Source organism: Paenibacillus sp. ALJ109b (assembly GCF_010747435.1).
GTDB classification, from domain to species: Bacteria; Bacillota; Bacilli; order Paenibacillales; family Paenibacillaceae; genus Paenibacillus; species Paenibacillus taichungensis.
In genome coordinates this window covers 30,348-52,461 of sequence record NZ_JAAIFP010000035.1, presented here as the reverse complement: position 1 = coordinate 52,461, position 22,114 = coordinate 30,348, and the positions used below count along the sequence as shown (strand labels likewise).

At 45.6% G+C, this 22,114-nt stretch carries 21 protein-coding genes; 8 read left to right on the top strand and 13 right to left on the bottom strand.

Annotation, left to right across the window (positions count from 1 at the left end; all coding sequences use genetic code 11):
* Positions 1-118: 118 nt before the first annotated feature.
* Entirely contained in the window at positions 119-409 is a 291-nt protein-coding gene (locus G3352_RS28215) for a hypothetical protein (RefSeq protein ID WP_163761386.1), read from the bottom strand.
* 148 nt (positions 410-557) lie between these two features.
* Here G3352_RS28215 and G3352_RS28210 point away from each other — a divergent pair, with 148 nt between their 5' ends.
* The 3 genes from G3352_RS28210 (at position 558) to G3352_RS28200 (ending at position 3,301) form a co-directional block, all read left to right on the top strand.
* Positions 558-1,622 (top strand): suppressor of fused domain protein, encoded by a 1,065-nt coding sequence (locus G3352_RS28210; RefSeq protein ID WP_163761385.1) that lies wholly within the window; start codon positions 558-560, stop codon positions 1,620-1,622.
* Positions 1,623-1,640: 18 nt separating this feature from the next.
* Entirely contained in the window at positions 1,641-2,399 is a 759-nt protein-coding gene (locus G3352_RS28205; protein ID WP_163761384.1) for a LuxR C-terminal-related transcriptional regulator, read from the top strand.
* 113 nt (positions 2,400-2,512) lie between these two features.
* Positions 2,513-3,301: a hypothetical protein gene (locus G3352_RS28200; RefSeq protein ID WP_163761383.1), complete on the top strand. Its 789-nt coding sequence runs from the start codon at positions 2,513-2,515 to the stop codon at positions 3,299-3,301.
* 106 nt (positions 3,302-3,407) lie between these two features.
* Here the strand turns inward: G3352_RS28200 and G3352_RS31525 are convergent, their stop codons facing one another.
* Positions 3,408-5,159, bottom strand: coding sequence for an ABC transporter ATP-binding protein (locus G3352_RS31525; protein ID WP_163761441.1), 1,752 nt, complete (start codon positions 5,157-5,159; stop codon positions 3,408-3,410).
* 146 nt (positions 5,160-5,305) lie between these two features.
* Between G3352_RS31525 and G3352_RS28190 the strand changes: the two genes are divergently transcribed.
* From G3352_RS28190 to G3352_RS28180, 3 genes are all read left to right on the top strand, one after another.
* Positions 5,306-6,748 carry an ABC transporter permease gene (locus G3352_RS28190; RefSeq protein ID WP_163761382.1) on the top strand — a complete coding sequence of 481 codons (1,443 nt, stop codon included), beginning with the start codon at positions 5,306-5,308 and terminating at the stop codon, positions 6,746-6,748.
* A gap of 12 nt (positions 6,749-6,760) precedes the next feature.
* On the top strand, positions 6,761-8,275 hold the full coding sequence (locus tag G3352_RS28185) for an ABC transporter permease (RefSeq protein ID WP_163761381.1): 1,515 nt from the start codon (positions 6,761-6,763) through the stop codon (positions 8,273-8,275).
* Between the two features lie 64 nt (positions 8,276-8,339).
* On the top strand, positions 8,340-10,166 hold the full coding sequence (locus tag G3352_RS28180; RefSeq protein WP_163761380.1) for an ABC transporter substrate-binding protein: 1,827 nt from the start codon (positions 8,340-8,342) through the stop codon (positions 10,164-10,166).
* A 77-nt stretch (positions 10,167-10,243) separates the two neighbouring features.
* Here G3352_RS28180 and G3352_RS28175 read toward each other — a convergent pair whose 3' ends face one another.
* Entirely contained in the window at positions 10,244-10,735 is a 492-nt protein-coding gene (locus G3352_RS28175) for a hypothetical protein (RefSeq protein WP_240343267.1), read from the bottom strand.
* A 185-nt stretch (positions 10,736-10,920) separates the two neighbouring features.
* On the opposite strand from G3352_RS28175, the gene G3352_RS28170 reads away from it, so the two are divergent.
* Entirely contained in the window at positions 10,921-11,121 is a 201-nt protein-coding gene (locus G3352_RS28170) for a hypothetical protein (protein WP_063565515.1), read from the top strand.
* 149 nt (positions 11,122-11,270) lie between these two features.
* Here the strand turns inward: G3352_RS28170 and G3352_RS28165 are convergent, their stop codons facing one another.
* The 7 genes from G3352_RS28165 to G3352_RS28135 all read right to left on the bottom strand — a co-directional run bounded on the left by G3352_RS28165 (position 11,271) and on the right by G3352_RS28135 (position 18,516).
* Positions 11,271-11,975, bottom strand: a complete 705-nt coding sequence (locus G3352_RS28165) for an ankyrin repeat domain-containing protein (protein ID WP_163761379.1) — start codon at positions 11,973-11,975, stop codon at positions 11,271-11,273.
* Positions 11,976-11,988: 13 nt separating this feature from the next.
* Positions 11,989-13,494, bottom strand: coding sequence for an S-layer homology domain-containing protein (locus G3352_RS28160; protein ID WP_163761378.1), 1,506 nt, complete (start codon positions 13,492-13,494; stop codon positions 11,989-11,991).
* A 119-nt stretch (positions 13,495-13,613) separates the two neighbouring features.
* Complete coding sequence (locus tag G3352_RS28155) at positions 13,614-14,306, bottom strand: response regulator transcription factor (protein ID WP_090903764.1); 693 nt, start codon at positions 14,304-14,306, stop codon at positions 13,614-13,616.
* Positions 14,284-15,783 (bottom strand): sensor histidine kinase, encoded by a 1,500-nt coding sequence (locus G3352_RS28150; RefSeq protein ID WP_163761376.1) that lies wholly within the window; start codon positions 15,781-15,783, stop codon positions 14,284-14,286. Before G3352_RS28150 ends, G3352_RS28155 begins: the two co-directional genes overlap by 23 nt.
* Before the next feature lie 251 nt (positions 15,784-16,034).
* Positions 16,035-16,772 carry a cyclase family protein gene (locus G3352_RS28145; RefSeq protein WP_163761375.1) on the bottom strand — a complete coding sequence of 246 codons (738 nt, stop codon included), beginning with the start codon at positions 16,770-16,772 and terminating at the stop codon, positions 16,035-16,037.
* Between the two features lie 82 nt (positions 16,773-16,854).
* Positions 16,855-17,484, bottom strand: coding sequence for a type 1 glutamine amidotransferase family protein (locus G3352_RS28140; RefSeq protein WP_163761374.1), 630 nt, complete (start codon positions 17,482-17,484; stop codon positions 16,855-16,857).
* A 105-nt stretch (positions 17,485-17,589) separates the two neighbouring features.
* Positions 17,590-18,516 (bottom strand): NADP-dependent oxidoreductase, encoded by a 927-nt coding sequence (locus G3352_RS28135; RefSeq protein ID WP_163761373.1) that lies wholly within the window; start codon positions 18,514-18,516, stop codon positions 17,590-17,592.
* Positions 18,517-18,697: 181 nt separating this feature from the next.
* Here G3352_RS28135 and G3352_RS28130 point away from each other — a divergent pair, with 181 nt between their 5' ends.
* On the top strand, positions 18,698-19,576 hold the full coding sequence (locus tag G3352_RS28130; protein WP_163761372.1) for a PhzF family phenazine biosynthesis isomerase: 879 nt from the start codon (positions 18,698-18,700) through the stop codon (positions 19,574-19,576).
* Positions 19,577-19,723: 147 nt separating this feature from the next.
* On the opposite strand, the gene G3352_RS28125 is transcribed toward G3352_RS28130, so the two are convergent.
* From G3352_RS28125 to G3352_RS28115, 3 genes are read right to left on the bottom strand one after another with little or no spacing between them, the layout of a single operon-like run.
* Positions 19,724-20,929 carry a cation:proton antiporter gene (locus G3352_RS28125; protein ID WP_099857080.1) on the bottom strand — a complete coding sequence of 402 codons (1,206 nt, stop codon included), beginning with the start codon at positions 20,927-20,929 and terminating at the stop codon, positions 19,724-19,726.
* Positions 20,930-20,932: 3 nt separating this feature from the next.
* Positions 20,933-21,439: a cation:proton antiporter regulatory subunit gene (locus tag G3352_RS28120; RefSeq protein WP_076287930.1), complete on the bottom strand. Its 507-nt coding sequence runs from the start codon at positions 21,437-21,439 to the stop codon at positions 20,933-20,935.
* Positions 21,429-21,902, bottom strand: a complete 474-nt coding sequence (locus G3352_RS28115; RefSeq protein WP_099857076.1) for a GreA/GreB family elongation factor — start codon at positions 21,900-21,902, stop codon at positions 21,429-21,431. The genes G3352_RS28120 and G3352_RS28115 overlap by 11 nt, the downstream gene beginning before the upstream one ends.
* Positions 21,903-22,114 lie beyond the last annotated feature (212 nt).

Here is a 22,114-nt window from a genome sequence, read left to right as displayed (position 1 = left end):
AATCCATCAAAAGATGTTATTGCGTATTCGGTTGTTTTTCTCTTGTAATGTAAGCGTAACATATCTTTTTTGCAAAATCAACTTTCCGCTTAATGCACTCGCTGACCACCTTTGGACGTTATCGAGGCATTCGCATAATTGCTGCTCTTAGGGCATTTGTATCCCCGCTTTCGAGGTAGCTGGCAGGACTTTCGTCTCCCAATGCAGGAACTTTCATGTCTATCCATCTTAGCGCATATTCACCCATTTCACATAATATAACCTTGCTAATATCTGCCGGAATCCCCCGCTGCTCTGCACATTCAGCCCATTTTGGTTCCACATGTAAATATGATTTTTCAAAGAGTTGCACAAATGAGTCCCAACTGCCTTGATTGAACTCCGCCAGATATAAATCTTTCATACTCATGTAAATTTCCTCCCTGAAATAGACATCGTAACCCCCAAGTCCTACGAAAAGCAATTCATCCTTAAGCCGCTTGAAACCGATTTTGAAAAAGGTAGACTTAATTTTAAATGTTTTTCGGGAAGATGGATAGCCAAGGAGGAACACAACAATGACTGAAGAAGCAAACACATCCGGTTGGGATGCCATTGATACAGCAGTTGGCAAGTTATATGGAGATCAGGAACCACTTCACTATGGTACAGCCATTCCTTATATGCTCGGTGGGCCTGATCCACTGAATGGAATTAGCGTATACAAAGTGGATGCCCCCATTCCTCACTGGCATTTCATTACATATGGTTTTTCAGAACTGTATGAGAAGGAATCGGACGATCTCGAGCATAGCGGTTATGGATTTGAAATGACGTTTCGGCTTACCCGGAGTGAGGGTGAGTCCACACCCCCGTCTTGGGCTCTGAATCTATTACAGAACGTTGGACGATACGTTTTTACTAGTGGGAACGTATTTCATGCGGGAGATTACATGGATGCAAATGGCCCTATCTGTCTCGGCTCAGATACGTTACTTACCGCACTATCTTTTATAGAAGATCCTGATCTGACAGCGATATCCACACCCAATGGAATGGTAAAATTCATTCAGATGGTGGGAATCACCGGTCTGGAACTCGAAACGATGCAAACATGGAATACCCGCGGCTTGTTAGCAGCCTTGGTTGAATTCATGCCAAAATACGTTACGGATCTCACGAGAAATTCATATTTGGATATCCCCTCAGTGATTCAGGCTGTTGAGCGCGGAATTGAAGAGGAAGGTTCCAGTACAGCATTTTTATTCATACAACAACTGGCCTGGACATCTCCACGCAAGAGAATACTGCAAAAAAGTGTACCCGCTGAACTCCAGATCGGAGCAAAACAGGCTCAAATTATCGGAAAAATACTACACAGCCGCTTTTCAAAAGGTGCTCCACTATCCTTAATCGGATCAGGAGTGAACATTACGTTTGAAGCCGGAAGGACACCCTCATTTTCTGAGGATGGCAACCAGATTACGGTGATCGTGAATGAACAAGCCGTAATGGATTTGTTAACCAACCTTCGCCCTGTCGAGCAAACATTTGAAATTGCTTCACTGCCCGGCATTCTCTTTCGAATTGCCCGCACTGAAATTACCGATCAGGATGGTCATGTGATCGAAACCATCGGTTGATCACAAGGAGGTAACCATATGTCAAGCACATCTTCCTTACGGAGGAGCTGGTCCAAGAACGAAATTTACGCTCCCGGTATGGCACATATTCAATATTTAACGAAAACCAATCTGGACAGAATTCGCAAAATTAATCATTTCCTGATTAACGCCTTCCAGCAGAGTCTCTCGGATATCAAAGAAAACCTATCCAGCACGTATCTCTTCCTGCTCACCGACGCGCATGGAGTTCTGCTTGCCATGGATCACAGCCCTGATTTGGAAAAGGTGGTGAAACAGTCACCCATCCGTCCGGGTATGATCTTTACAGCAAGAAGCTGTGGCGTCAATGCCATATCCGAATCAATGGACAAACAAGGGGCTGTTCAGCTGTCCCCTGAGCAGCATGAAAACCCGCTTTTTCAGAGCTGGCATTGCTACGCTGCACCTTTGTCTGTAGGTCTTCAACATGTTGGCTACCTAGACGTCTCCACCATTAATGCAGACATCCAGAGTGAGCTGATTGCAATCGCCAAGCTGATCCCGGCCCATATGCAAAATCGGTATCAATCTAACCTTGCCTCGTCGGTAACAGAGCAGCCATCGATTGAATTCACCAAGCGACAGTTAACCATTCTGAAAATGATCTCTAGCGGACTGACGGTTAAAGCAATTGCTTTGAAATTAAAAATAAAGGAATGCACCGTAAATCATCATAAAAAAGTGATTTTTAACAAATTAGGTGTACAATCCAGCACGGAAGCTGTTTCAATTGCCAGCCGTCTGTCTTATTTATAAAGGTACCCCTATAGATTCCTATAGGTGGTCAACACGAACATCTGTGCTAAGATTTTTAGGTACACATGAATTAGAGAGAGAAAAGAACACACACACATTTTCAGGAGGGTAATATGTCTAATCCAAAAAAAGCTTCATTGTTTGCCATGTTAATTATGATTCTGTTGGTTGCTGCAGCCTGCGGCGACAAAGCGGATAACAACGCCAAATCGAAGGAATCCACTGCAACAGAAACCACTGCCAGCACAGATACAGACACAGCCAAGACAGAAGATACGGAGAACACGGAGAGCTCCGAAGCATCCACTTCCGAGTCCAAGGAAACAGATAACTCCAAAGACGTTGAATTGGGAACTACGGAAAAAGGCTCTTACAACAATGACTATTTCGGTGTTTCGTTGAAATTCCCCGAAGCTTGGGAGTTCCAGGATGCCGCAGGCATGAACGAGCTGACTAACGCTTCCTCCGAAGTTATTGCTGGAGACGATGAAACGAAGAAAAAACAAATTGAACTATCTCAGGCCAAAACACTGAACCTGTTGATGGCTTCACAATATCCATTGGACGGAAGTCAAGTTGGCCCTTCCGCAATGGCGATTGCTGAAAAAGTAAGCCTGCTGCAAGGAATTCGCACCGGTAAAGATTATCTGAAAGCAACGAAGAAATTCATGGAGGACAGCCAGTTCCCTTATGAATACAAGGAATTCACAACCGAAACCATCGGTGGCAAAGAGATGGATCTGATGCAAATTACGATGGATGCGGGCAATGGTTCAACCATTACACAAGATTACTACAGCACCATTATTGAAGGTTATGCATTCAACTTCATCTTCACCTATTTGGATGATACTACAAAGGCTGAGATCGACAACATCAAGAAATCGGTTCAGTTCAAATAATACACTCACTGTCACAGTACCTACTGTGCATGAATAGAACCCCGCGCGATGACCTTCTACAGATCATTGCCGGGGTTCTTTTTCGAATAAAAATGAATGTTTCACCTTATCCGGAAATGGCCACCCAATGTCCCTCTTTTACTTCCACCCACCGGGACTGTTCCAGATTATAGCGATCTTCCACTTCCACCGTCTCTCTTGGGGCTTCGTTTACAGCATGACGTTTTTTCTTCGCTTCCACAGCCGGGTCCGGAACCGGAATAGCCGATAACAAGGCCTTTGTGTACGCATGCTGAGGGTTCGAATATAGTTCTTCACTTTCTGCTAACTCCACAATCTTCCCATTATACATGACAGCTACACGATCACTGATATGTTTAACCATGGACAAATCATGTGCAATGAACAGGTATGTCAGACCGAGTCGCTGCTGCAATTCTTCAAGCAGCTGTACGATCTGAGCCTGAATGGACACATCCAACGCAGACAAAGGCTCGTCACATACAATAAATTCAGGTTCCACGGCCAGCGCACGAGCGATTCCGATCCGCTGCCGTTGACCACCCGAAAATTCATGAGGGTATCGCTGGGCATGAGCCGGATCGAGACCCACCATCTCCAGCAATTCCTCCACACGTTTTTCCCGCTCAGCGGGGCTGCCGGCAAGATGGTGAATATCCAAGGCTTCCCCAATAATGTCCATAATTCTAAATTTCGGATTAAGCGAGGCATACGGATCCTGGAAAATAATTTGCATATGTCTCCTCATCGTTTTCATCTCTGAGGCAGAGAGGCGGTTGAGCGGCACTCCCTTAAACAGCACATCCCCACCTGTAGGTTCATGCAGTCGTAGAATCGCTCGGCCTGTAGTCGATTTCCCACTGCCTGATTCGCCTACGACCCCCAGTGTCTCCCCCTGGCGAATCTCGAAACTGATATCGTTCACAGCTTTTAAAGTGTTGCCTTTACCCAAATTAAAATGCTGTCTGAGGGACTTCACTTCCAGTAAAGGCTGATCATCTTTCAGATCGCGTGGCACCAACGAGACGAGTTTTGGCTTTTTCTTCTCATCCAGTCGAGGTAATGCATTCAACAGCCTGGACGTGTACGGATGCTTCGGATTTGCAAAAATCTCTGTAGTTGTGCCGGATTCCACAATCTGCCCGTCTTTCATGACCACGACCCGATCACACATGCCTGCCACTACTCCGAGATCATGGGTAATCAGAATAATAGAAGTTCCCAGCTGGGCCTGCATATCTTTCATCAAATTAAGGATTTGGGCCTGAATAGTAACATCAAGCGCAGTTGTAGGTTCATCCGCAATCAACAATTCAGGACGGCAAGCAAGAGCAATAGCGATCATCACCCGCTGACGCATACCTCCGGAGAATTCATGTGGGTACTGGTTGAAACGTATTTCACTCCGGGTAATACCAACGAGCTCCAGCATGGCAATCGCCTGCTTCTTCGCTTCTCCTCTGGAAAGCTTCTGATGTTTAATCAGACTTTCGGTGATTTGTTTTCCGATTTTTACGGTCGGATTAAGAGAGCTCATAGGGTCCTGAAAGATCATGCCGATGTCACGGCCACGGATACTCTCCATCTCTTTTTGCGTTTTATGGACCAGATCTACCCCTTTAAACAGGATCTCACCCTTTTTCATCTGCGAAGGAGGAGAGGCAAGCAGCCGCATAATGGAACGTGCCGTTACACTCTTTCCACTGCCGGACTCCCCTACGATGCCAAGTGTTTCCCCTTTCCGCACTTCAAAACTGACTTCTTTCACCGCCTGAAATTCACTCTCTCCGGAATGAAAAGAAACGGACAACTCATTTACTTTCAACAAAGGTTGCATGTGATCACCAGCCCTCATCCATATTTTCACATGTGCTCATATGTATACTCTTCCATACCTTGACAATTAAATAGACTCTAAATAATATATACTATATCAATCGGAATAATGCAATTTAAAATGAGATGAAAGGAGGCTCGCATGGTTTGAATCTTGCAAAAGGCAGCAAAATGTCACAGCTTGTTTACACCCTGGGATTTAATTATGGCAAAATGCTGCTTCATCCCTCCTATCGATATGTTCTATTTATTCTCGGACTGCCCGTTAATTTGGTTGTACTTCTGATCTGGCAATCCAGACGAAAAAGGGATGACTGGGCCGTGGTTCAACAAGCTGTTGAGCGCGATATGCTCTCCACTTCTTACCGGGATAAACTTCGAATGGACGTTGAAGAACAGTTGAGGCGTAAACACCGTTTCTTTCGGCAGCAAGTTAGTGAGGCAGAGTTTAAGCGTCAGACCGAGAAGTGGCTGGAGGAATCCGTTCAGAAGGAGTTAAAGGAACGAACGTTCAGCAAGCTTCAGGAACAGGGAAAACAGCGACTGACGATGGCTGATACATTCCAATCGATGATTGATAAACCTTGGTTCCTTGCGATATCAGTTATTCCGGGCTGTCTGATGTACGCCATGATGTTTTTGTATGGCAATCCTTATCTAAAGTACATATTCGAAAGAATTCTGATGACGGTATTCGTCATTCTGGGCGTAGCTACACTTGTATTCACCATCTTGTACCTGTCCCCATTCAATCCGGCGGCCAACATTCTCGGAGAGACAGCGACACAAGAACAGATTGCAGCTTTTAACCATGTCTATGGCCTGGATCAGCCCTATCTTGTCCAGCTCTGGAACAATATCAAGGGCATAGCGCTATTTGATCTCGGCAAGTCTTTTTCAGGGAATGAAGATGTCACGGCTACAATCGCCAGAAAGTTTCCAATCACGTTAACACTGGCCGTTATCTCCTTGCTGCTTGCCCTTGTCATTGCATTGCCAATCGGCATCATCTCGGCGATCAAGCCCAATTCACTGTTTGATTACACATTCATGTTTATTGCATTGATTGGATTATCGATTCCGAATTTCTGGCAAGGACTGATTTTCATCCTGAATTTTTCGATCAAGCTGCAGTGGCTTCCCGCTACCTTCAATCCACAGAACTGGCTATCTATTATTATGCCAACGATTGTACTGGGAACCGGATTAACCGCTGCGGTGGCCCGTATGACTCGGTCTTCCACACTGGAAGTTATTCATGAGGATTACGTGATGACTGCTCGTGCCAAAGGATTAAGTGAACGACAGGTTCTGCTGAAACATGCTGTGCGCAATGCGCTAATTCCAATCGTAACCGTTGTAGGTCTTCAATTCGGAGGCATGCTTGGCGGGGCGGCTGTAACGGAGAAAGTATTTAATATCAGCGGACTTGGCAGCTACATTGTGGATAAACAGTTTATCCCTGATATTCCGAGCATTATGGGCGGGGTCATATACACAGCGATTACAATCTCCATCATCAATGTTGTGGTAGATCTGTTGTACGCTTTTGTCGATCCCAGGGTTCGTTCCAAGATGAAACAATATTAAAGCAGGTGCACTATGACAAAATCGGGTTCACTTACACAAGAAATGAGTTTTCGGCTTAAGTCTTCACAGGAGTACAGTCAGGCAAGCTTCGCCTGGGTCACTTCCCTTCTCTTGTCAGTGTTACTGTTGTTCAACAGTTATGACTGGGGCCTTCAGGAGTTCAGACCATTTCTGCTGACTGCGCTCGGAATCTACCTATTTTTCACGCTAGTCCAGACTGTGCTGACGCTCCGGATTCGGAGAGACCTGATTCAGAAGGGGACAATCTCTGTCCTGACTCGCCGACTCGCTTGGGTCCAACTGTTGGGTATCATTTCAGGCAATATCTTTATCGTGACGGCCGCCTTTCATCTGATCAAGAAAACAAAGAGCATTGAGTATACATTTGCGGTGTATATGCTGCTGACCCAGCTGTTCGTTATTGGGGTCTCGGCACTCAATATGTTTAAACCATATGTTGCGGATACGTTTTTGCCAGCCATGACTGTGCTCATACTTGTGCTTGTCATTGATCTAGTGGTGCTGTTTATCGTATCCCGGTATACCTCAGCCTCGATCATCCCACGCTGGATGCTGGGCGTGAGTGTGATCCTGATTCTGACTTCGGTCACAGGGAATGTGTTTGCACTGCTGCTGGGTATTTCCATCATTGGACGAATCCGCAGACAGGGTAAACAAAAATCCAACTTCTGGAATGATCTGTGGGAGCGTCTTGCTCCGAATGTCACGGCAATGTCCGGTTTGTTTTTTATCATTTTCCTGTTCTCGATATCGATTTGCAGCTTCTTTACTTTTGATTACAGCATGGCTGTAGAAAATAACTACTCGGCCTTACTTCAGTCTCCATCGCTCGCTTATCCCTTGGGAACAGATGACTTTGGACGATGTTTATTTTCCCGGATTGTATTCGGTGCCCGTATATCATTAATCGTTGGCTTCATGTCAACCCTGATTCCGGTACTGATAGGCGGTATTCTCGGAGCCTTCTCGGGATTCTATGGAAGACACACGGACAATATCATCATGCGACTGCTGGATATTCTCTATGCCATTCCGGGTATTCTGCTCGCCATCGCCATCATTGCGGCGTTCGGGGCTAATACGGTCAATCTTATTCTCGCACTCAGCTTGGGCTCAATCCCAACTTATGCACGAACCATGAGAGCTAGTGTACTCTATGTATCTACATTTGAATTTGTTGAAGCTGCACGTGCACTGGGTTACAACAATCGCTCCATTATTTTCAAACATATTATTCCGAACTCGCTCGCACCCATGATTATCAAGTCTACACTTACGATTGGCGGAGCGGTCATTGCCACCAGCAGTCTGAGTTATTTGGGGCTCGGCGTGGAGCCGCATATTCCCGAGTGGGGCAACATTCTCAAGCTGGGCAGCACGTATCTGGAAACCCATTCGTATCTGGCCATCTATCCAGGTCTCGCGATCATTCTGCTCGTGCTCTCGTTCAACTTTCTGGGTGACGGACTGCGCGATGCGCTTGATCCGAAGCTGGAAAAGGCTTAACGCTTCTACAATATTCAACTCAATTTGAATTCCATTGATTATGAACTTATCTGGAGGTATTTTCATGAAAAAACGTATGCTGATAGCACTACTATTAACTTTTGTCCTTGTGGTCTCCGGTTGCAGTGTGAAGACCAAGACGGAATCCCAGTCAGAAACCGCACCGTCAGATACAACAGAAAACACGCAAAACCAAAAACCGGTAGACATCGAATTACTGGCTCAGAGCTCTTCTGAAAATGACGTGAACATTATCCGGGACCAACTCACCAAGAATGGCTTCAATGTTAAGCTGAACCTGCAGCCGGATTACGGCAGCTACAAATCCCAACAGGATGCCGGCAATTATGACATTGCACTGTCCAGTTGGACAACGGTAACCGGGAATCCGGATTACGCAGTTCGTTCACTCTTCAAGACAGGCGGAGATTACAGCATTCTGGCTGATGAAGAAATAGATAAGCTTATTGACCAGGCTGCTACCCAGACACCGGACGAATACAAGGATACGTATAAACAATTGGAGGACCGCTTGGTAACCGATCAAGCCTATATCGCTCCGCTGTACATTTCCCTGAAAAGTCAGGCTGTGAACAAAGACATTCTCAATGTAGACACCGTTCGCTTGTCCAAATCCCGCGCCATGGCATGGGAACCGATTGAATTCAAAGACAGCTCCAAAAATACAAAAGAACCATTAATTCTGACACAAACCGCTTCTGTCCTGACTTCCCTTGACCCGATCAAAGGAAATGACGGTTCCATCAACCAACTGAACACCAACATGTATGTACGTCTCGTTAACCTGACTGATGACGATCAACTTACACCAGAGGGCTCCCTCTCCCACAATTTCAGCATTGCTGAGGGGAACTCGGAGTATTACTTCATTCTCAGAGACGATATCAACTTTGCCAAGATTGATAATAAAAAAGCGGTAGATACGGGAGAACGTGTCGGTGCAGATGACGTCATCTTCTCTCTCGATCGCGCCAAAAACAAAGATTCCGTACCGGATCACCGGACGTACAGCCTGCACGAACATATCAAGGAAGCCGAGTTGGTAACCGATCTGGGCGCCTTGGAATCCGTTCAGCAATCCAGTGGCAGTGGTACGGTTAAAGAAGCATTGGAACAAGGGCTTGGCACCAAAATTACGGAACTGGTCACGGACAAAAACAAAGCCGATAACGCTGCCGGGAAGTATCAGGTTGTGAAACTCACAACCACGGAACCTTTCCCGCAAGTATTGAACTATCTGGCCCACCAATCTGCTGGCATTGTGTCCAAAAAGCAGGTTGAGAGCATCAATACGTATGATGTAGCTTCGTTTGACGTGAATAAAGACATTCCTTACGGCGATCAGAATACCGTGACTGAAGGTGCTGCGTACAACAACACCCTGTATGCCAGCGGCCCATATATCTTGGCATATAAAAATGATTACGAAGGTGTATTCTATCAGAATCCCGGCTACCGTAAAGGCTCCGAATATGCACCCAAAATCTCTCAGGTGAATGTTCGTTTCATCGCCGATGCTGACAGTGCGTTGTCTGCTCTTCGCAGCAGTGAAATCCACCTGTACTACGGAGTATCCGAAACAAAGTATGACATCATCAAAAATGACAGCAAATTGCAATTGCAGAGCATTCCGAGCAATGCGGTTTCCTATCTGTTGTTCAACACAGCCAATCGGGAAGTTGCCAAGAGCAGTGACCTGAGAAAATCCGTGCTCTATTCCATTAATCAGGATGACATTTTGCAGTTCTACAAAAACAACAAACTTAAGGCATACTCTACAGTAAGTCCACTCGTGCAGACCGGGAATGAATTGAAGTCTGATCCGGCAAAAGTGAAAGAATTTTTGAGCGCCTACCAGGCTTCCAAGTAACAACAAAGATAAACGGCTGTCAACTGGATCACTCCAAGATCCGGATGACAGCCGTTTTATTTTATAGAAAGAATATATTATGATGAGCAGTCTGCCTGGTACCTTCGCTGTACACCAGGCAACAGAGTGACGATCTGGATCCCCACTCCCCAGGCAAAATAGGCCAGATGGATGACAGATACATGCTGGATCCAGTATACCTGTATCATAATCCAGATGATCAGAGCAAATCCCGTATATAAGGAGAACGTCCATCCCCAGTATTTATTCGAGTAGAGATTCAGTTTCTCACCTATTTCCGAGTGAGTGCGACGAAGGAGTGAAATGGCAATGATCATCGGCATAACACCAAGAACCAACAATAGTATAATTCCCGGAATCAGAAAACTGCCAAACGGGGAATGCTCCAATAATGAATCCGGCATATTGACGAGTTTTCCCGAAGGATCGATAATGAGTGCTCCCCCTCCAACCATCGCACCAATGCCCAGTAACCCCTGCATCATAATGAGCGCCCACGATCTTTCAGGTACACATTCACGCTTCATTCCATCATCACTAGTCCTCATCCCTCACCCTCCAGACATGATACAGAGATTTACTGATCGTTCTATTCCATTTTCACATATGGAGAGGGCTGAATCCTGTGCTCTTTCTCACTAAAATCGCCCCAAAAAATTCGATAATGGTAAAACTTGATAAAAGAACGTACGTTCGGTATAATAGAGATATACTTAATGAGCGAGAGGCAGATATGGACGACAAATTTATTAAGGAACTACGCGAGATTAGTCGGGACGACAGACGAAGATCCGAATTTATGATCCAAGGCATGAAGGAAACACTGCAGGGAAGAAAAGAAGAAAGTATCTTCAAGCGTTGGGTTCGGCGTAAGAAGACAGAGAAAAAAATTTCACAACGATTCAATCAAGATCCCTCTTCGGATCAAAAGTAACCACATAAAAAGGAGGCGGATTACGCCTCCTTTATTATTTATATGAATGCCTATTCGTCTAGACGTTGTATGGATCAGGATACTTCTTCTTGTCCACATTATCTACCCTGGAGCAAGAAAATTGAATTATGCAAAATAAAAACAATACTCTATTTCGCACCAGCCCGGACCAAAATCTCTTCGATTTCCTTGAAGCCTTTATTCTTAGTATGAATGAGCGGTGACACTCCATCACGATCCGAAAGGTTTACGTCTGCTCCATGATCAATGAGTAAGTGAATTGTCTGCTGCTGTCTTTTATTACCATCGTTCAGAATGATCGCTTCCAGCAGTGCTGTCCATCCCAATTGATTAATATGGTCCACATTCACTGAAGTTTCGGTCAGCAGTTCTCGTACCACATCCACGTATCCATGTTCCGAAGCTGGAATCAGTGCAGTTCCTCCATATCGATTCGTTATCGCTGGATCGGCTCCCGCCTCAATCGTCAGCTTCAAAATATCCAAGTACCCTTCAGCGCCAGCGTACAAAAACGGGTTATTCTTCATATCATCCTGTACATTAACATCTGCACCCGCTCCAATCAACATTGTGGCTGATGCCAGATCATTGTTGTATGTTGCAATCATAACAGGAGTTCTTCCGCTCTGATCCTGAGCATTGATATTGGCGCCCTCTTGAATCCATTTTTCAATACTTTCGGTGTCTCTCCCCTCTGCTGCCTTCAACAACAGCTCATCCGGTGAATCCGATAACTTCTCCTCCACCTTCGAGTCGTTTCTCACTTCAGGCACGCAGCCCTGAACGACGAACATACTGCTTATTAGGATTATTATCATCAGCGACTTATTCATACTGCCTCCCTTACTACAGTGTCACTGTTACCGAAGAAGCGACACTCCAATCCCCAACTGGACTTATTGTATAGGTCGTGCCTGGGATTAACTTGTTATCATTAACAAGGTCGAATATGCCCGTGGCGCCTTTCCGACTTGAATATTTATATGTCGCTGTCAGAACGTCACCGTTAGGTGATGTTAATGTTACACTTCGACCTGAGAACAGTTCATCTCCAGGATCTTGCGCCAGCGTAACTTCAACTGAAGTTTCACTCACAGCTTGGGCACTCGCAACCTCCAACGAATCAAACGACCTTGCGGTGAATGAAGCGTTATTGATGTTCGCCCAGTCAGAAGAAACCGTATATGTCACACCGGATTGCAATGTTTGTCCTTCAGGCAAACGGAACTTCGGTTCTTGTTTGCCATCTGTCGATTGCGTGAACGGAACATATTTGGCAACGATTGGCTCGCCACCTTCTGGCGTAATCACGACTTGTCTTGCCTGCATGGAGGAGATAATTTGATACGTTTTGCCTCCTGCTTGTTCTTGGTCATTCAACACAAACGCATTAGCCCCTCGACCACCGCTGTAAGCTGAAATGATATAGCCATAATCCACTACACCGTTCTCTTGCAGTGCTTCAATCTCGAACGTATCATTCGTTATTTGACTAGCCGTCGTCATGTTTAGTTTCGTGCCACTGCCTTCAAAGGAACCAGCATCGTGGCCTTTATAAGTGAGACTGTATACTTCACCTGCATGTTGAACGGACGTTGGAACGATGTAGGTTGCGATGGACCTTGTTTTCAGACGAGGCATGTTGGTCAATGTCAACCCACCACTGAGCGCAAAATCGGTTTGTGCCTTAGCAAATACTTCATCCGCTGCTGTCAGAGGCTTGTCGAACGTCACAATTAACGTAATGGCATTGAGCGATCTAACGCTCTGTATTTGAGCCTGCTCCGAAGGAATAGCCTGGTGGGCCGTGTGCAACAGTACCGCTGCTTCCCCGCGTGTGGTCGAACCGTTCTCGGAATAGAACGTGCTCATCCAATGGTGGACGGATTTCACGTCACGCTGCATCGCTTTGGATACGACCTGTTCGAGTTCTGCATCCGTCACTTGACTGTGTGGATTGAATTGTCCGTTATTCGCCTGCATGATACCAAGTTCAACGAGCTTTGATGCATACGGTGCATACCACGCGTCAGGATTAACGTCCGTTAATTCAACGCTTTCTCCTTTCTTCTCCTCCAGATTAAACGTTTTGAATACCAGTGATGCTAATTCTGCGCGGGTAATGGCTCTATGTTCACCCATGGATTGATCGGCATAACCGTTCATGATCCCCAAGCTGTTCAGTTCCTTGATGGCGACCTCAATCTGCTGGTTGGTAAGCTGTGTCGCTGTAGCTGCAACGTTAGTAACGTATGTAGCTGCATGTACGTAATTGGTAGTTAGCGGGAATACTGCTGTGCCTAATGCAGTTATCGTTAAAAATGTAGCCATTTTTCGGGTTATAGGATTCATATTTGAATTCCTCCTCTATAAGTTGAAGTTGCCTGTATCTATAGAATAGAGGACAAAAAGAAACTCCCAAGGACAAAAATATTAACAAACTATAAACTCAATCTAATTTTTCTCGAAACTTATACGGTGAACCGGTAACCCGCACCCCAGACAGTCTCAATATATTCGGGATTTTTGGGATCTGCCTCCAGCTTCCCACGCAGTTTACGAATATGGACGGTAACCGTCGCAATATCTCCGCTGGAATCCATGCTCCAGATCCGCTCGAACAGATCGGATTTGCTGAATACACGGTTCGGATGACTCGCAAGAAATACGAGTAGATCGAATTCCTTCGTTGTAATTGCTACCTCTTCGCCATTAGCAAAAACGCGGCGCGCTCCCTTATCGATATGAAGCCCACGAATGTGGATTTCATCTTGTTCGGCTGGTTTGCTTTTGCCAAGCAGTCTCTCATATCGGGTCAAATGAGCTTTCGCTCTTGCAACCAACTCACTTGGGCTGAACGGCTTCGTAATAAAATCATCAACACCCAAATTGAACGTTCTAATCTTATCGATCTCCTCCTTCTTCGCGGAGACGACAAGGATCGGCACCTCTTTCACCTCACGAATTCGCCTGCAACATTCAAAGCCATCCAGTCCCGGAAGCATCAGATCAACAATAATTAGATTGTAACTCCCCTCCAGAGCAAGCTTTAGCCCTTCATCTCCGTTATGGCAGAGCTCTACAGAAAACCCGTTGAGTTCGAAATAGTCCCGTTCCAATTCGGCAATCGTTGTTTCGTCCTCAATAATCAAAATGTTTGTCATTACCGGAAAGCTCCTCCTCTTCATTCAACCGTTTTAGTTTGATATAAATGACCGTGCCGTCATTGGGTTTACTTTTCGCCCAGATAAAGCCTCCGTGTCCATCAATGATTTGGCGGGCAATCGCCAGTCCCAATCCACTTCCGCCTGTTGAGGAATTGCGAGATTGCTCTGCCCGATAAAAGCGTTCAAATATATAAGGCAGCGCCTCTTCCGGTATTCCTCTGCCATTATCCTTAAAGGCTATCGTAGTCCATTCGTCATCTGCTTCAAGTGTAATCCCGAATCGTTTTTGTTCATTCTCCATATATTTGAGGGCATTATCCACTACATTGACAACGGTGCGTTTTAATTTATCCAGATCTACAGATGCCATGACCGGTCCAGATGCCCGATTATCCCAATCCAAAGCCACCCCTTTGTCCTCCAGATCGTATCTGAGCTCTTCAATGCTGTCTTCCAGGAAATCAACAAGGTCTACCACTTTAAACAGGAAAGGTTCCTGATTCAAGTCGAGCTTTGAATACAGAAACAGTTCATCCACCAGCTTATCCATGCTAACTGCTTTGGAGTGAATGATATTGACGTATGTCTCCATTTTTTCCGGAGTGTTGGCCACTCCGTCACGAATCCCCTCAATATAACCTTTAATATTGGTGATCGGTGTGCGAAGGTCATGCGAAATATTGGAGATGAGCTCTCTGCGATTCGCTTCGTCTTGCTGTCGCAACTCATTGGAGCGCTGCAATTGAGTCCGCATGCTCTCGAACGCTTCGCTGAGTTGTCCAACTTCATCATTGGAGCTAAGTTGAAGCTTGAAGGACAGATTCCCATCTTTAATATGTTCGGCTGAGCTCCGCAGTTGATTCAATGGCTTAATAAAGCTGCGAGTGATCCAGCGGAATAAGAGCAGGTTCGCGATAATGAGAACGCCGATGAGCAGAAGTGACATTACAGGTAGCAGCTTGCGAGTAAGCTCTGCAAATGGGCTTCTCTCACGAATAACGAAGATACTTCCTCTTTCTCCATCTGAATATTGAAAATCAAATTTCGCATATGCATAGAATCGCTCACTAATATTAAAGGTGCTGCGAATCTGATAATTGTTGAGATCATAGGCAGGCAGTGCTTGTCTCAGTTCCGGCTGATTGAAGGTCAACGATTCGAATATCTGGCTATTCTCTCGTCTGACGTATAGCCCAGACTTCTCGGCTCGAAGCTTCATGTCGTACTCGCGCAGCAAAACCTTGTTCTGCAGCTCGTCCGGATCATTTTTGGCCAGAAACTTCATCTCTTGAAAGATCGATTCTCCCTGTTCCGTGAGTGGATTCACCTGATAATGTACTTTGTAAATATCGCGAAAACCCTGCAGATCGCCTGTTGCAGCAATCGTATACAGACTAGCCGTAAGCAGGATGAACAGCAGACTTATGACGAGCATACCCGTGAAGGACAGCAACATTTTTATTCGAATGGACATGGTATCCCCTTCTTAATCATGCTATTGGGTTAGTTAGTGCACATGTTAACACAAGATTGATCCAAATGCCCATAGGAGTATTCCATATCAGCAGTTCTAGCTGAACAGAAGAAAAACCCACGGTCGTAGAAATGACCTGGGTTTCTCAACAATCAGAGGAGGAATACACCTCCCTAGTTATTTACTTATGCGAATCATTCGGAAAGAACTGTGTGTGAGTCCTTTGCATTATACCTATGTTCAACTTTGTTTTACGGTAAAATGGCAAACGAGCGTACTGGAAAGCCGGACGCCTTTTCGGCCTTAGGTACGATATTGAAGATCACCGCACCTTTGGCTGGTACCTGATCCAGATTCGTTAACAGCTCTACCTGATATGTATCCTGAGCAAGTACATAATACTCTGCCAGAAGTGCTCCGTTCTTTTGATAGTCTACAGCTGAATCGGTGTCGAAGGTCTCATGGCCGATCGCCTGTATTTTTCTTTCCTCGAATAAAAACATTAGCGCACTGACTGACCATCCGGGTGCATGACTGTGTCCCTCTGCATCCTTGTTGTCGAATGCTTCGTGACTGGGCCAGCGTTTGCTCCAATCAGTACGTAGTGCTACAAAGCTGCCAGCTTCAATAACGCCATGCTCTTTTTCAAACTCAAGAATATGCTCTACATCCAGCGTGAAATCCGGATTGCTCTCTACAGCCACAGATTGATCAATGACCACCAGCGGTAGCACAAGCTCCTTCAACCCCAGTTCATCGAGATACCGGGTATCCCGCACAAAGTGAATTGGCGCATCAAGATGCGTACCATATTGACCGGGAAACCTGAAACTCTGGGCAAAGAAACCTTGATCGTGATTAAACAACGTATCGAATGCTGCAGCATCAAAAGCTGAGAAATGCGGAGATTCCGGTCCAAACGTATGGGTCAGATCCACCCACTTCTTTTCTTTTAATAATTGAATCGCTTGAATGAGCTCATTGGACATCCGAATCACCTCATACATAGAATGGAATAAATTGTTACTATTATATCTTATTCCACTCCTTGCGAACATATCGAAATGTCAGCTATTTGATAGAATTCATTAACTCGAAGAAGTATTTCGCTTCATGAGTCTGATATAGATTGAACCACGAATCTAAAGTCTCCGGTGTAAATACATCTAGTACCTTCAATACATGCATCGCAAATTCCAACGGAGCTATACCCGATGCAGTAACTAAATTGCCATCCGTTACGGCCGGTACCATTTCATAGTATTTTTCTCCAATGTAATGAGGACAAATCATTTTCAAATATTCCAGATCGTTGCTTGTATGCCTTCTGGAGTCTAGCAATCCCACCCTCGCAAGTCCAACGGTTGCACCACATATTGCCGCAACAACATGACCTTTTTCCAAAGATGTCGAAGCTTTTTTCAATATAGGCTCGTGAATGGATTCCATCCAAGTATTCCCGCCTGGAAGAATCAATACATCCGTACTTTCTAACTTACACTCATCAACTGAAATGCGAGGTAATATTTCCAATCCCCCCATGGTAGTCACCGGACTTTTATCAACGCCAACAGCAACCACCTCTATCGCCGCCAGCCCTTTCTTAAAATACCTTCCCGAGTTTAGTTCAGCAATTAAATAACCTACCTCCCAGTCTGACATCGTATCAAATACATAAAGATATGCTTTTTTTGTATGCATAGTGCACTTCCCTTCTAGTGGATACCCCTATTATAAAAAAACTTCACTGACATCTTCCGTCAGTAAAGTTTTTTTGAATTTGAAATATTCAGCGGTAATTCTCATCTATTCTACTCGAATGACCAGTTTCCCGCGTGTGTGATGGGTTTCGCTTTTTTCGTGCGCTTCACGCAGCCCTTGTTCACTTAAGGCGTATGTCTCATCAATGATAGGTCTCAGCTTGCCCTCAGCAGCGAGCTCAGCCAACTGATCGAGTTGGTCCCCTTTGGGTTCCATCATGAACACGTTGGCCGTTACACCAGCTTCCTTAGCCAGCGTTTCATCCGGCTGTTCCACAAGCGATACCAGATGTCCACCGGCCTTCAATACCTTGAAGCTATCACGCTGAATGTCGCCACCCATCGTGTCCAGCACGACATCATACCCGGAGAGAATCTCCGAGAAGTCTTCTTTTAAATAATTGATAAAATGGTCCACTCCCAGCGAACGAAGCAATTCCTCATTCGATTCACTCGCCGTGGAAGCCACTTCAGCGCCAAGATATTTGGCAATCTGAATAGCAAAGGTTCCTACACCACCTGCTCCGGCGTGAATGAGAACCTTCTGCCCTTTGGCAAGCCGTCCATGGTCAACAAGTGCCTGCCAGGCCGTCATGGCGGCTAGAGGTATGGCAGCTGCTTCCTCAAAGCTCAGATTTTCCGGGATACGGGCAATGATGTCCGCATCCACGGCCACATATTCTGCATAGGTCCCGAAATGACGAGGACGGGCAAATACGCGATCTCCCGCTCTGAACCTTGCCACATTCGAACCCGCTTCAGTCACCGTACCGGCAACATCCCCGCCCAATATTAGTGGGAAAGAATCCGCTGCCTCTTTCATATGGCCTTGTCTGACTTTAAAATCCACCGGGTTCACAGAAGTAGCATGAATGCGGATTAGCACCTGATTCACTCCACATGCCGGCTTGGGCATTTCCTTTTCCTTCAATTGTTCTGCTCCGCCGAACTTTTCAATCACAATTGCTTTCATTAGAGATCCCAGCCTTTCCATAGCATTATCGTTATACTCTCCTTCTTCATTACCCTTCCCGGACGTTCATTTGACCTATATTCATGAATTCGCAGCAGGTTTGGGTTCACAAGCCCGATTAGGAATCGTGATATAATGTAGAACAGTTGAACCTAAATAACTGAACAAGCGAGGTAGAAATGTGGAAATTGAAGTAAGTACGTTACATGCATTTTCGGATAAGCCTTTAGGCGGAAATCCCGCAGGAGTTGTTTTACAAGCAGGACACTTGTCCGACTCCCAGATGCAGGAGATTGCCAGACAAGTTGGATTCTCAGAGACCGCGTTTGTTATGCCATCGGACCAGGCTGATTTCAAAGTTCGTTACTTCACCCCTAGTGATGAAGTTGATCTATGCGGACATGCAACGATTGCCTTATTTTATTTAATGAAAGCACAGCATATCGTTGATGTAGGTGTATACACGCTGGAGACGTTAGCCGGAATACTTGAAGTAGATGTCCAGAACAATGGTGAAGTCTATCTGTCTCAGACGCTTCCGGAGTTTGGAGAGATCGTTGACCGACAAGGCATTGCAGATTCTCTGGGTATTTCCACACATGATTTACATGCTGAGTTACCAGTACAGATCGTATCTACCGGATTGCGCGATATCTTGATTGCGGTTAACCATGTTGATGTTCTGTCAAAAATCATTCCTGATTTTAAGCTTATCGCTGAAATTAGCAAAGCTAACCATGTCGTAGGTTATCACGTATTTGCACTCGAACCAGATAAAGAGCTCACTCTGGCAGAATGCCGGAATTTTGCTCCCCTTTACGATATCCCGGAAGAGAGCGCAACTGGTACATCTAACGGTGCTTTACTCTGTTATTTGCATAAATACAACCAACTATCAGATTCCCACGATACAACCTATACGATTAGACAAGGATACACCATGAACCGCCCCTCGGAGATTCGTGCCAGATTAACGCTGGGCATTTCCAATGAAATCACAAAGATTCAAGTGGGTGGGGTCGCGGTTCATATAGAGAACATTCGAATCCAACTTTCATGAATCCCCGATAAAATAAACGCCACACTAAGGAGAGAATTTACTCCAAGCAGTGTGGCGTGTACGGTTTAGCAGTGGATTAGGATTCAATACGTGCTTGCATCTGTGTATTAACCTACGCTGTAAAGGCGTGGCAAACAGATGCACAATTCATCCCGTCTCTTTCCCCCTCATTCTTTTCCTCAAGCGAGCGTATTGACTGTAGATCCAAGGTGATTCTTTCGTCAGGATCGGACCAAGCACTGCCAGAATCAACACATATAACACGGCAAAAGACTGAATGGATGCCATCAGGCCTCCTGCCTTGCCGATGTTCGCCATAATGATAGAGAACTCTCCACGGGATACGAGCGTGAATCCCACATTGAGAGAAGCCTTGGGAGTCATCCCAGAGAGTCTGCCAGCGATCATGCCCGCACCATAGTTGCTGGCAATGGTCAGAATAACGGCAATCACGGTCATTCCAACGGCCCCGCCAAGGGTCGAGGGTTCAATAGTCAGGCCAAAGCTGAAAAAGAAGATGGCCCCAAAGAAATCTTTGAACGGCATAATCTGATGCTCAATTCGGCTGGCATGTCTGGATTCCCCCAGAACAAGCCCCATCATCAGAGCTCCAATCGCCTCGGCTACATGCAACGTTTCCGAGAAACCTGCCACCAAAAAGAGCAGCGTCATAACCGTAAGCAGAAATAACTCCGATGACTTGATGTTGAGTGCCTTATCAATATATTTGATGCATTTCCTGCCTATGATCAGAAATAGCACAATAAAGAGCAGCGCAGACAGGGATACGAGCAAGACGCTGAGGAATGAGGTAGCCCCACTAAGTACAAGCCCCGTCAGAATCGATATATGGATGGCGATGAATAGATCATCAAACATAATCATGCCCATAATAATCTCCGTCTCCGGGTTCGCCGTGCGCTTCAGATCCACGAGTACTTTAGCCACAATAGCTGTGGAAGAACTCGTCATAATACCACAGACAACTAATGTTTCTTTGAGTGGCAGTTCCATGAACCATCCCAGCAGCAGACCGGAAGCAAAGTTAAGGCCAACGTAGAACATACCTCCGGTTAAAATGGCTTTGCCTGACTTCATCAGGCGGGAGACCGAAAATTCCAATCCCAGATAAAAGAGCAAAAACAGGATACCCAGCCTGCCCATAAATTCAATAAATTCCGAGCTTTCGATAAAACGCAAATCCACAATGCCGATCTGTGGTGCATGCGGTCCAACAGCCATACCAATCAGAATATAGAAAGGAATGACCGAAAATCGTAATCTTGCAGATATTAGCCCCGTAAGTGTAATCAGCGCAACGGCAATTCCCACTTCGAATATGAGCATATCCATAGGCTAGAGCCGTCCATTGGATAACAACTGTTTTAACAGTTTGATCTGATCCCGTTCACCAGCGACAACAACCGTAGCCCCCGCGGTAAAGATATAGTCCGGACCTGGATTAAACTGCTTCGTCCTGTTCTTCTCCACCACAGCCAGAATAACTGCTCCTGTTGCCTGGCGAATATTCAGTTCTCCGATCGTTCTTCCTATGCTCTCTGAATGCGGCTCAATACGGAGCCACTCAATTAACAGTCCCTCCAGCATAACTTCACGCTCATCCTGAAAGGTTGGTTTGTACGTCATGCCACCGACAATAGCAGCAACCGCACGTGCCTCATCATCATCCAGTGTGACCAGTGACACCATATCTCCCAGTTCTTCAGGTGAATCGCCTGATTCCATGTGAAACAGGTCACGTCGCTCGTCATTATGGATGACAATGACCAGATGCTCACCGCTTCGTGTGTGCAGCCAATACTTGCGTCCAATTCCCGGCAAATCCGTCTCTTTAAAGTGCATGATCTGCACCCCCAGTGGACATCCGATTCAAGGACTCTTTGTTTAACGTAATATCCGTAATGCGTACTCGCATGGAGCCAGCCGGTATATTAATCGACCTCACTTCTCCCTTGAGCCCAAGCAATAATTGCCGCCCCACAGGGGAGAGGAATGAAATTTGTCCCGCATCCGGGTCCGCGTCATCTGGCATAACAATGGTGAATGAATCAGATGTATGGAAGTCAACGTACTCAAAACGGATCAAACTACCGATAAGTACCACCGATTCCAGAGCTTCATCCGAACCAAGGAGCAGCTTCTCCACACACGTCGTATAGTTCGCGAGCAACCGTTCCATCTGCGAACGTTCCGGGTCACGCACGTCAAAATAGGCGTCGAGAAATGTTCTTTTCTCTTCACCGAATATAATGAGCTGGTTCACCAGCATTTCTCTGCAATTTTGAAAGGAGGTCCTATGGTTCATAATAAATCTCACCTCCTATACAAGCCCTGTTCTCCATGTTGATTCGCATGTTTTTCTTCATCATGTTGTTCTCCTCCTTCATATAGATAAAAAAACCACGGATACCGCGGCCTTACTACCATCTTACCAAAACAAATTTTTTAATCCAGCTATTCTGTTAACTTTGCGTTGTATAATGATAAAAAGGGCGTCAATCCGGCTTCCAAACTTAA

Bases quoted from the DNA above. Each gene is read 5' to 3' on its own strand.
- G3352_RS28215 (WP_163761386.1), bottom strand. From the start codon at position 409: ATGAGTATGAAAGATTTATATCTGGCGGAGTTCAATCAAGGCAGTTGG.
- G3352_RS28210 (WP_163761385.1), top strand. From the start codon at position 558: ATGACTGAAGAAGCAAACACATCCGGTTGGGATGCCATTGATACAGCA.
- G3352_RS28205 (WP_163761384.1), top strand. From the start codon at position 1,641: ATGTCAAGCACATCTTCCTTACGGAGGAGCTGGTCCAAGAACGAAATT.
- G3352_RS28200 (WP_163761383.1), top strand. From the start codon at position 2,513: ATGTCTAATCCAAAAAAAGCTTCATTGTTTGCCATGTTAATTATGATT.
- G3352_RS31525 (WP_163761441.1), bottom strand. From the start codon at position 5,159: ATGCAACCTTTGTTGAAAGTAAATGAGTTGTCCGTTTCTTTTCATTCC.
- G3352_RS28185 (WP_163761381.1), top strand. From the start codon at position 6,761: ATGACAAAATCGGGTTCACTTACACAAGAAATGAGTTTTCGGCTTAAG.
- G3352_RS28180 (WP_163761380.1), top strand. From the start codon at position 8,340: ATGAAAAAACGTATGCTGATAGCACTACTATTAACTTTTGTCCTTGTG.
- G3352_RS28175 (WP_240343267.1), bottom strand. From the start codon at position 10,735: ATGAGGACTAGTGATGATGGAATGAAGCGTGAATGTGTACCTGAAAGA.
- G3352_RS28170 (WP_063565515.1), top strand. From the start codon at position 10,921: ATGGACGACAAATTTATTAAGGAACTACGCGAGATTAGTCGGGACGAC.
- G3352_RS28165 (WP_163761379.1), bottom strand. From the start codon at position 11,975: ATGAATAAGTCGCTGATGATAATAATCCTAATAAGCAGTATGTTCGTC.
- G3352_RS28160 (WP_163761378.1), bottom strand. From the start codon at position 13,494: ATGAATCCTATAACCCGAAAAATGGCTACATTTTTAACGATAACTGCA.
- G3352_RS28155 (WP_090903764.1), bottom strand. From the start codon at position 14,306: ATGACAAACATTTTGATTATTGAGGACGAAACAACGATTGCCGAATTG.
- G3352_RS28150 (WP_163761376.1), bottom strand. From the start codon at position 15,783: ATGTCCATTCGAATAAAAATGTTGCTGTCCTTCACGGGTATGCTCGTC.
- G3352_RS28145 (WP_163761375.1), bottom strand. From the start codon at position 16,772: ATGTCCAATGAGCTCATTCAAGCGATTCAATTATTAAAAGAAAAGAAG.
- G3352_RS28140 (WP_163761374.1), bottom strand. From the start codon at position 17,484: ATGCATACAAAAAAAGCATATCTTTATGTATTTGATACGATGTCAGAC.
- G3352_RS28135 (WP_163761373.1), bottom strand. From the start codon at position 18,516: ATGAAAGCAATTGTGATTGAAAAGTTCGGCGGAGCAGAACAATTGAAG.
- G3352_RS28125 (WP_099857080.1), bottom strand. From the start codon at position 20,929: ATGGATATGCTCATATTCGAAGTGGGAATTGCCGTTGCGCTGATTACA.
- G3352_RS28120 (WP_076287930.1), bottom strand. From the start codon at position 21,439: ATGCACTTTAAAGAGACGGATTTGCCGGGAATTGGACGCAAGTATTGG.
- G3352_RS28115 (WP_099857076.1), bottom strand. From the start codon at position 21,902: ATGAACCATAGGACCTCCTTTCAAAATTGCAGAGAAATGCTGGTGAAC.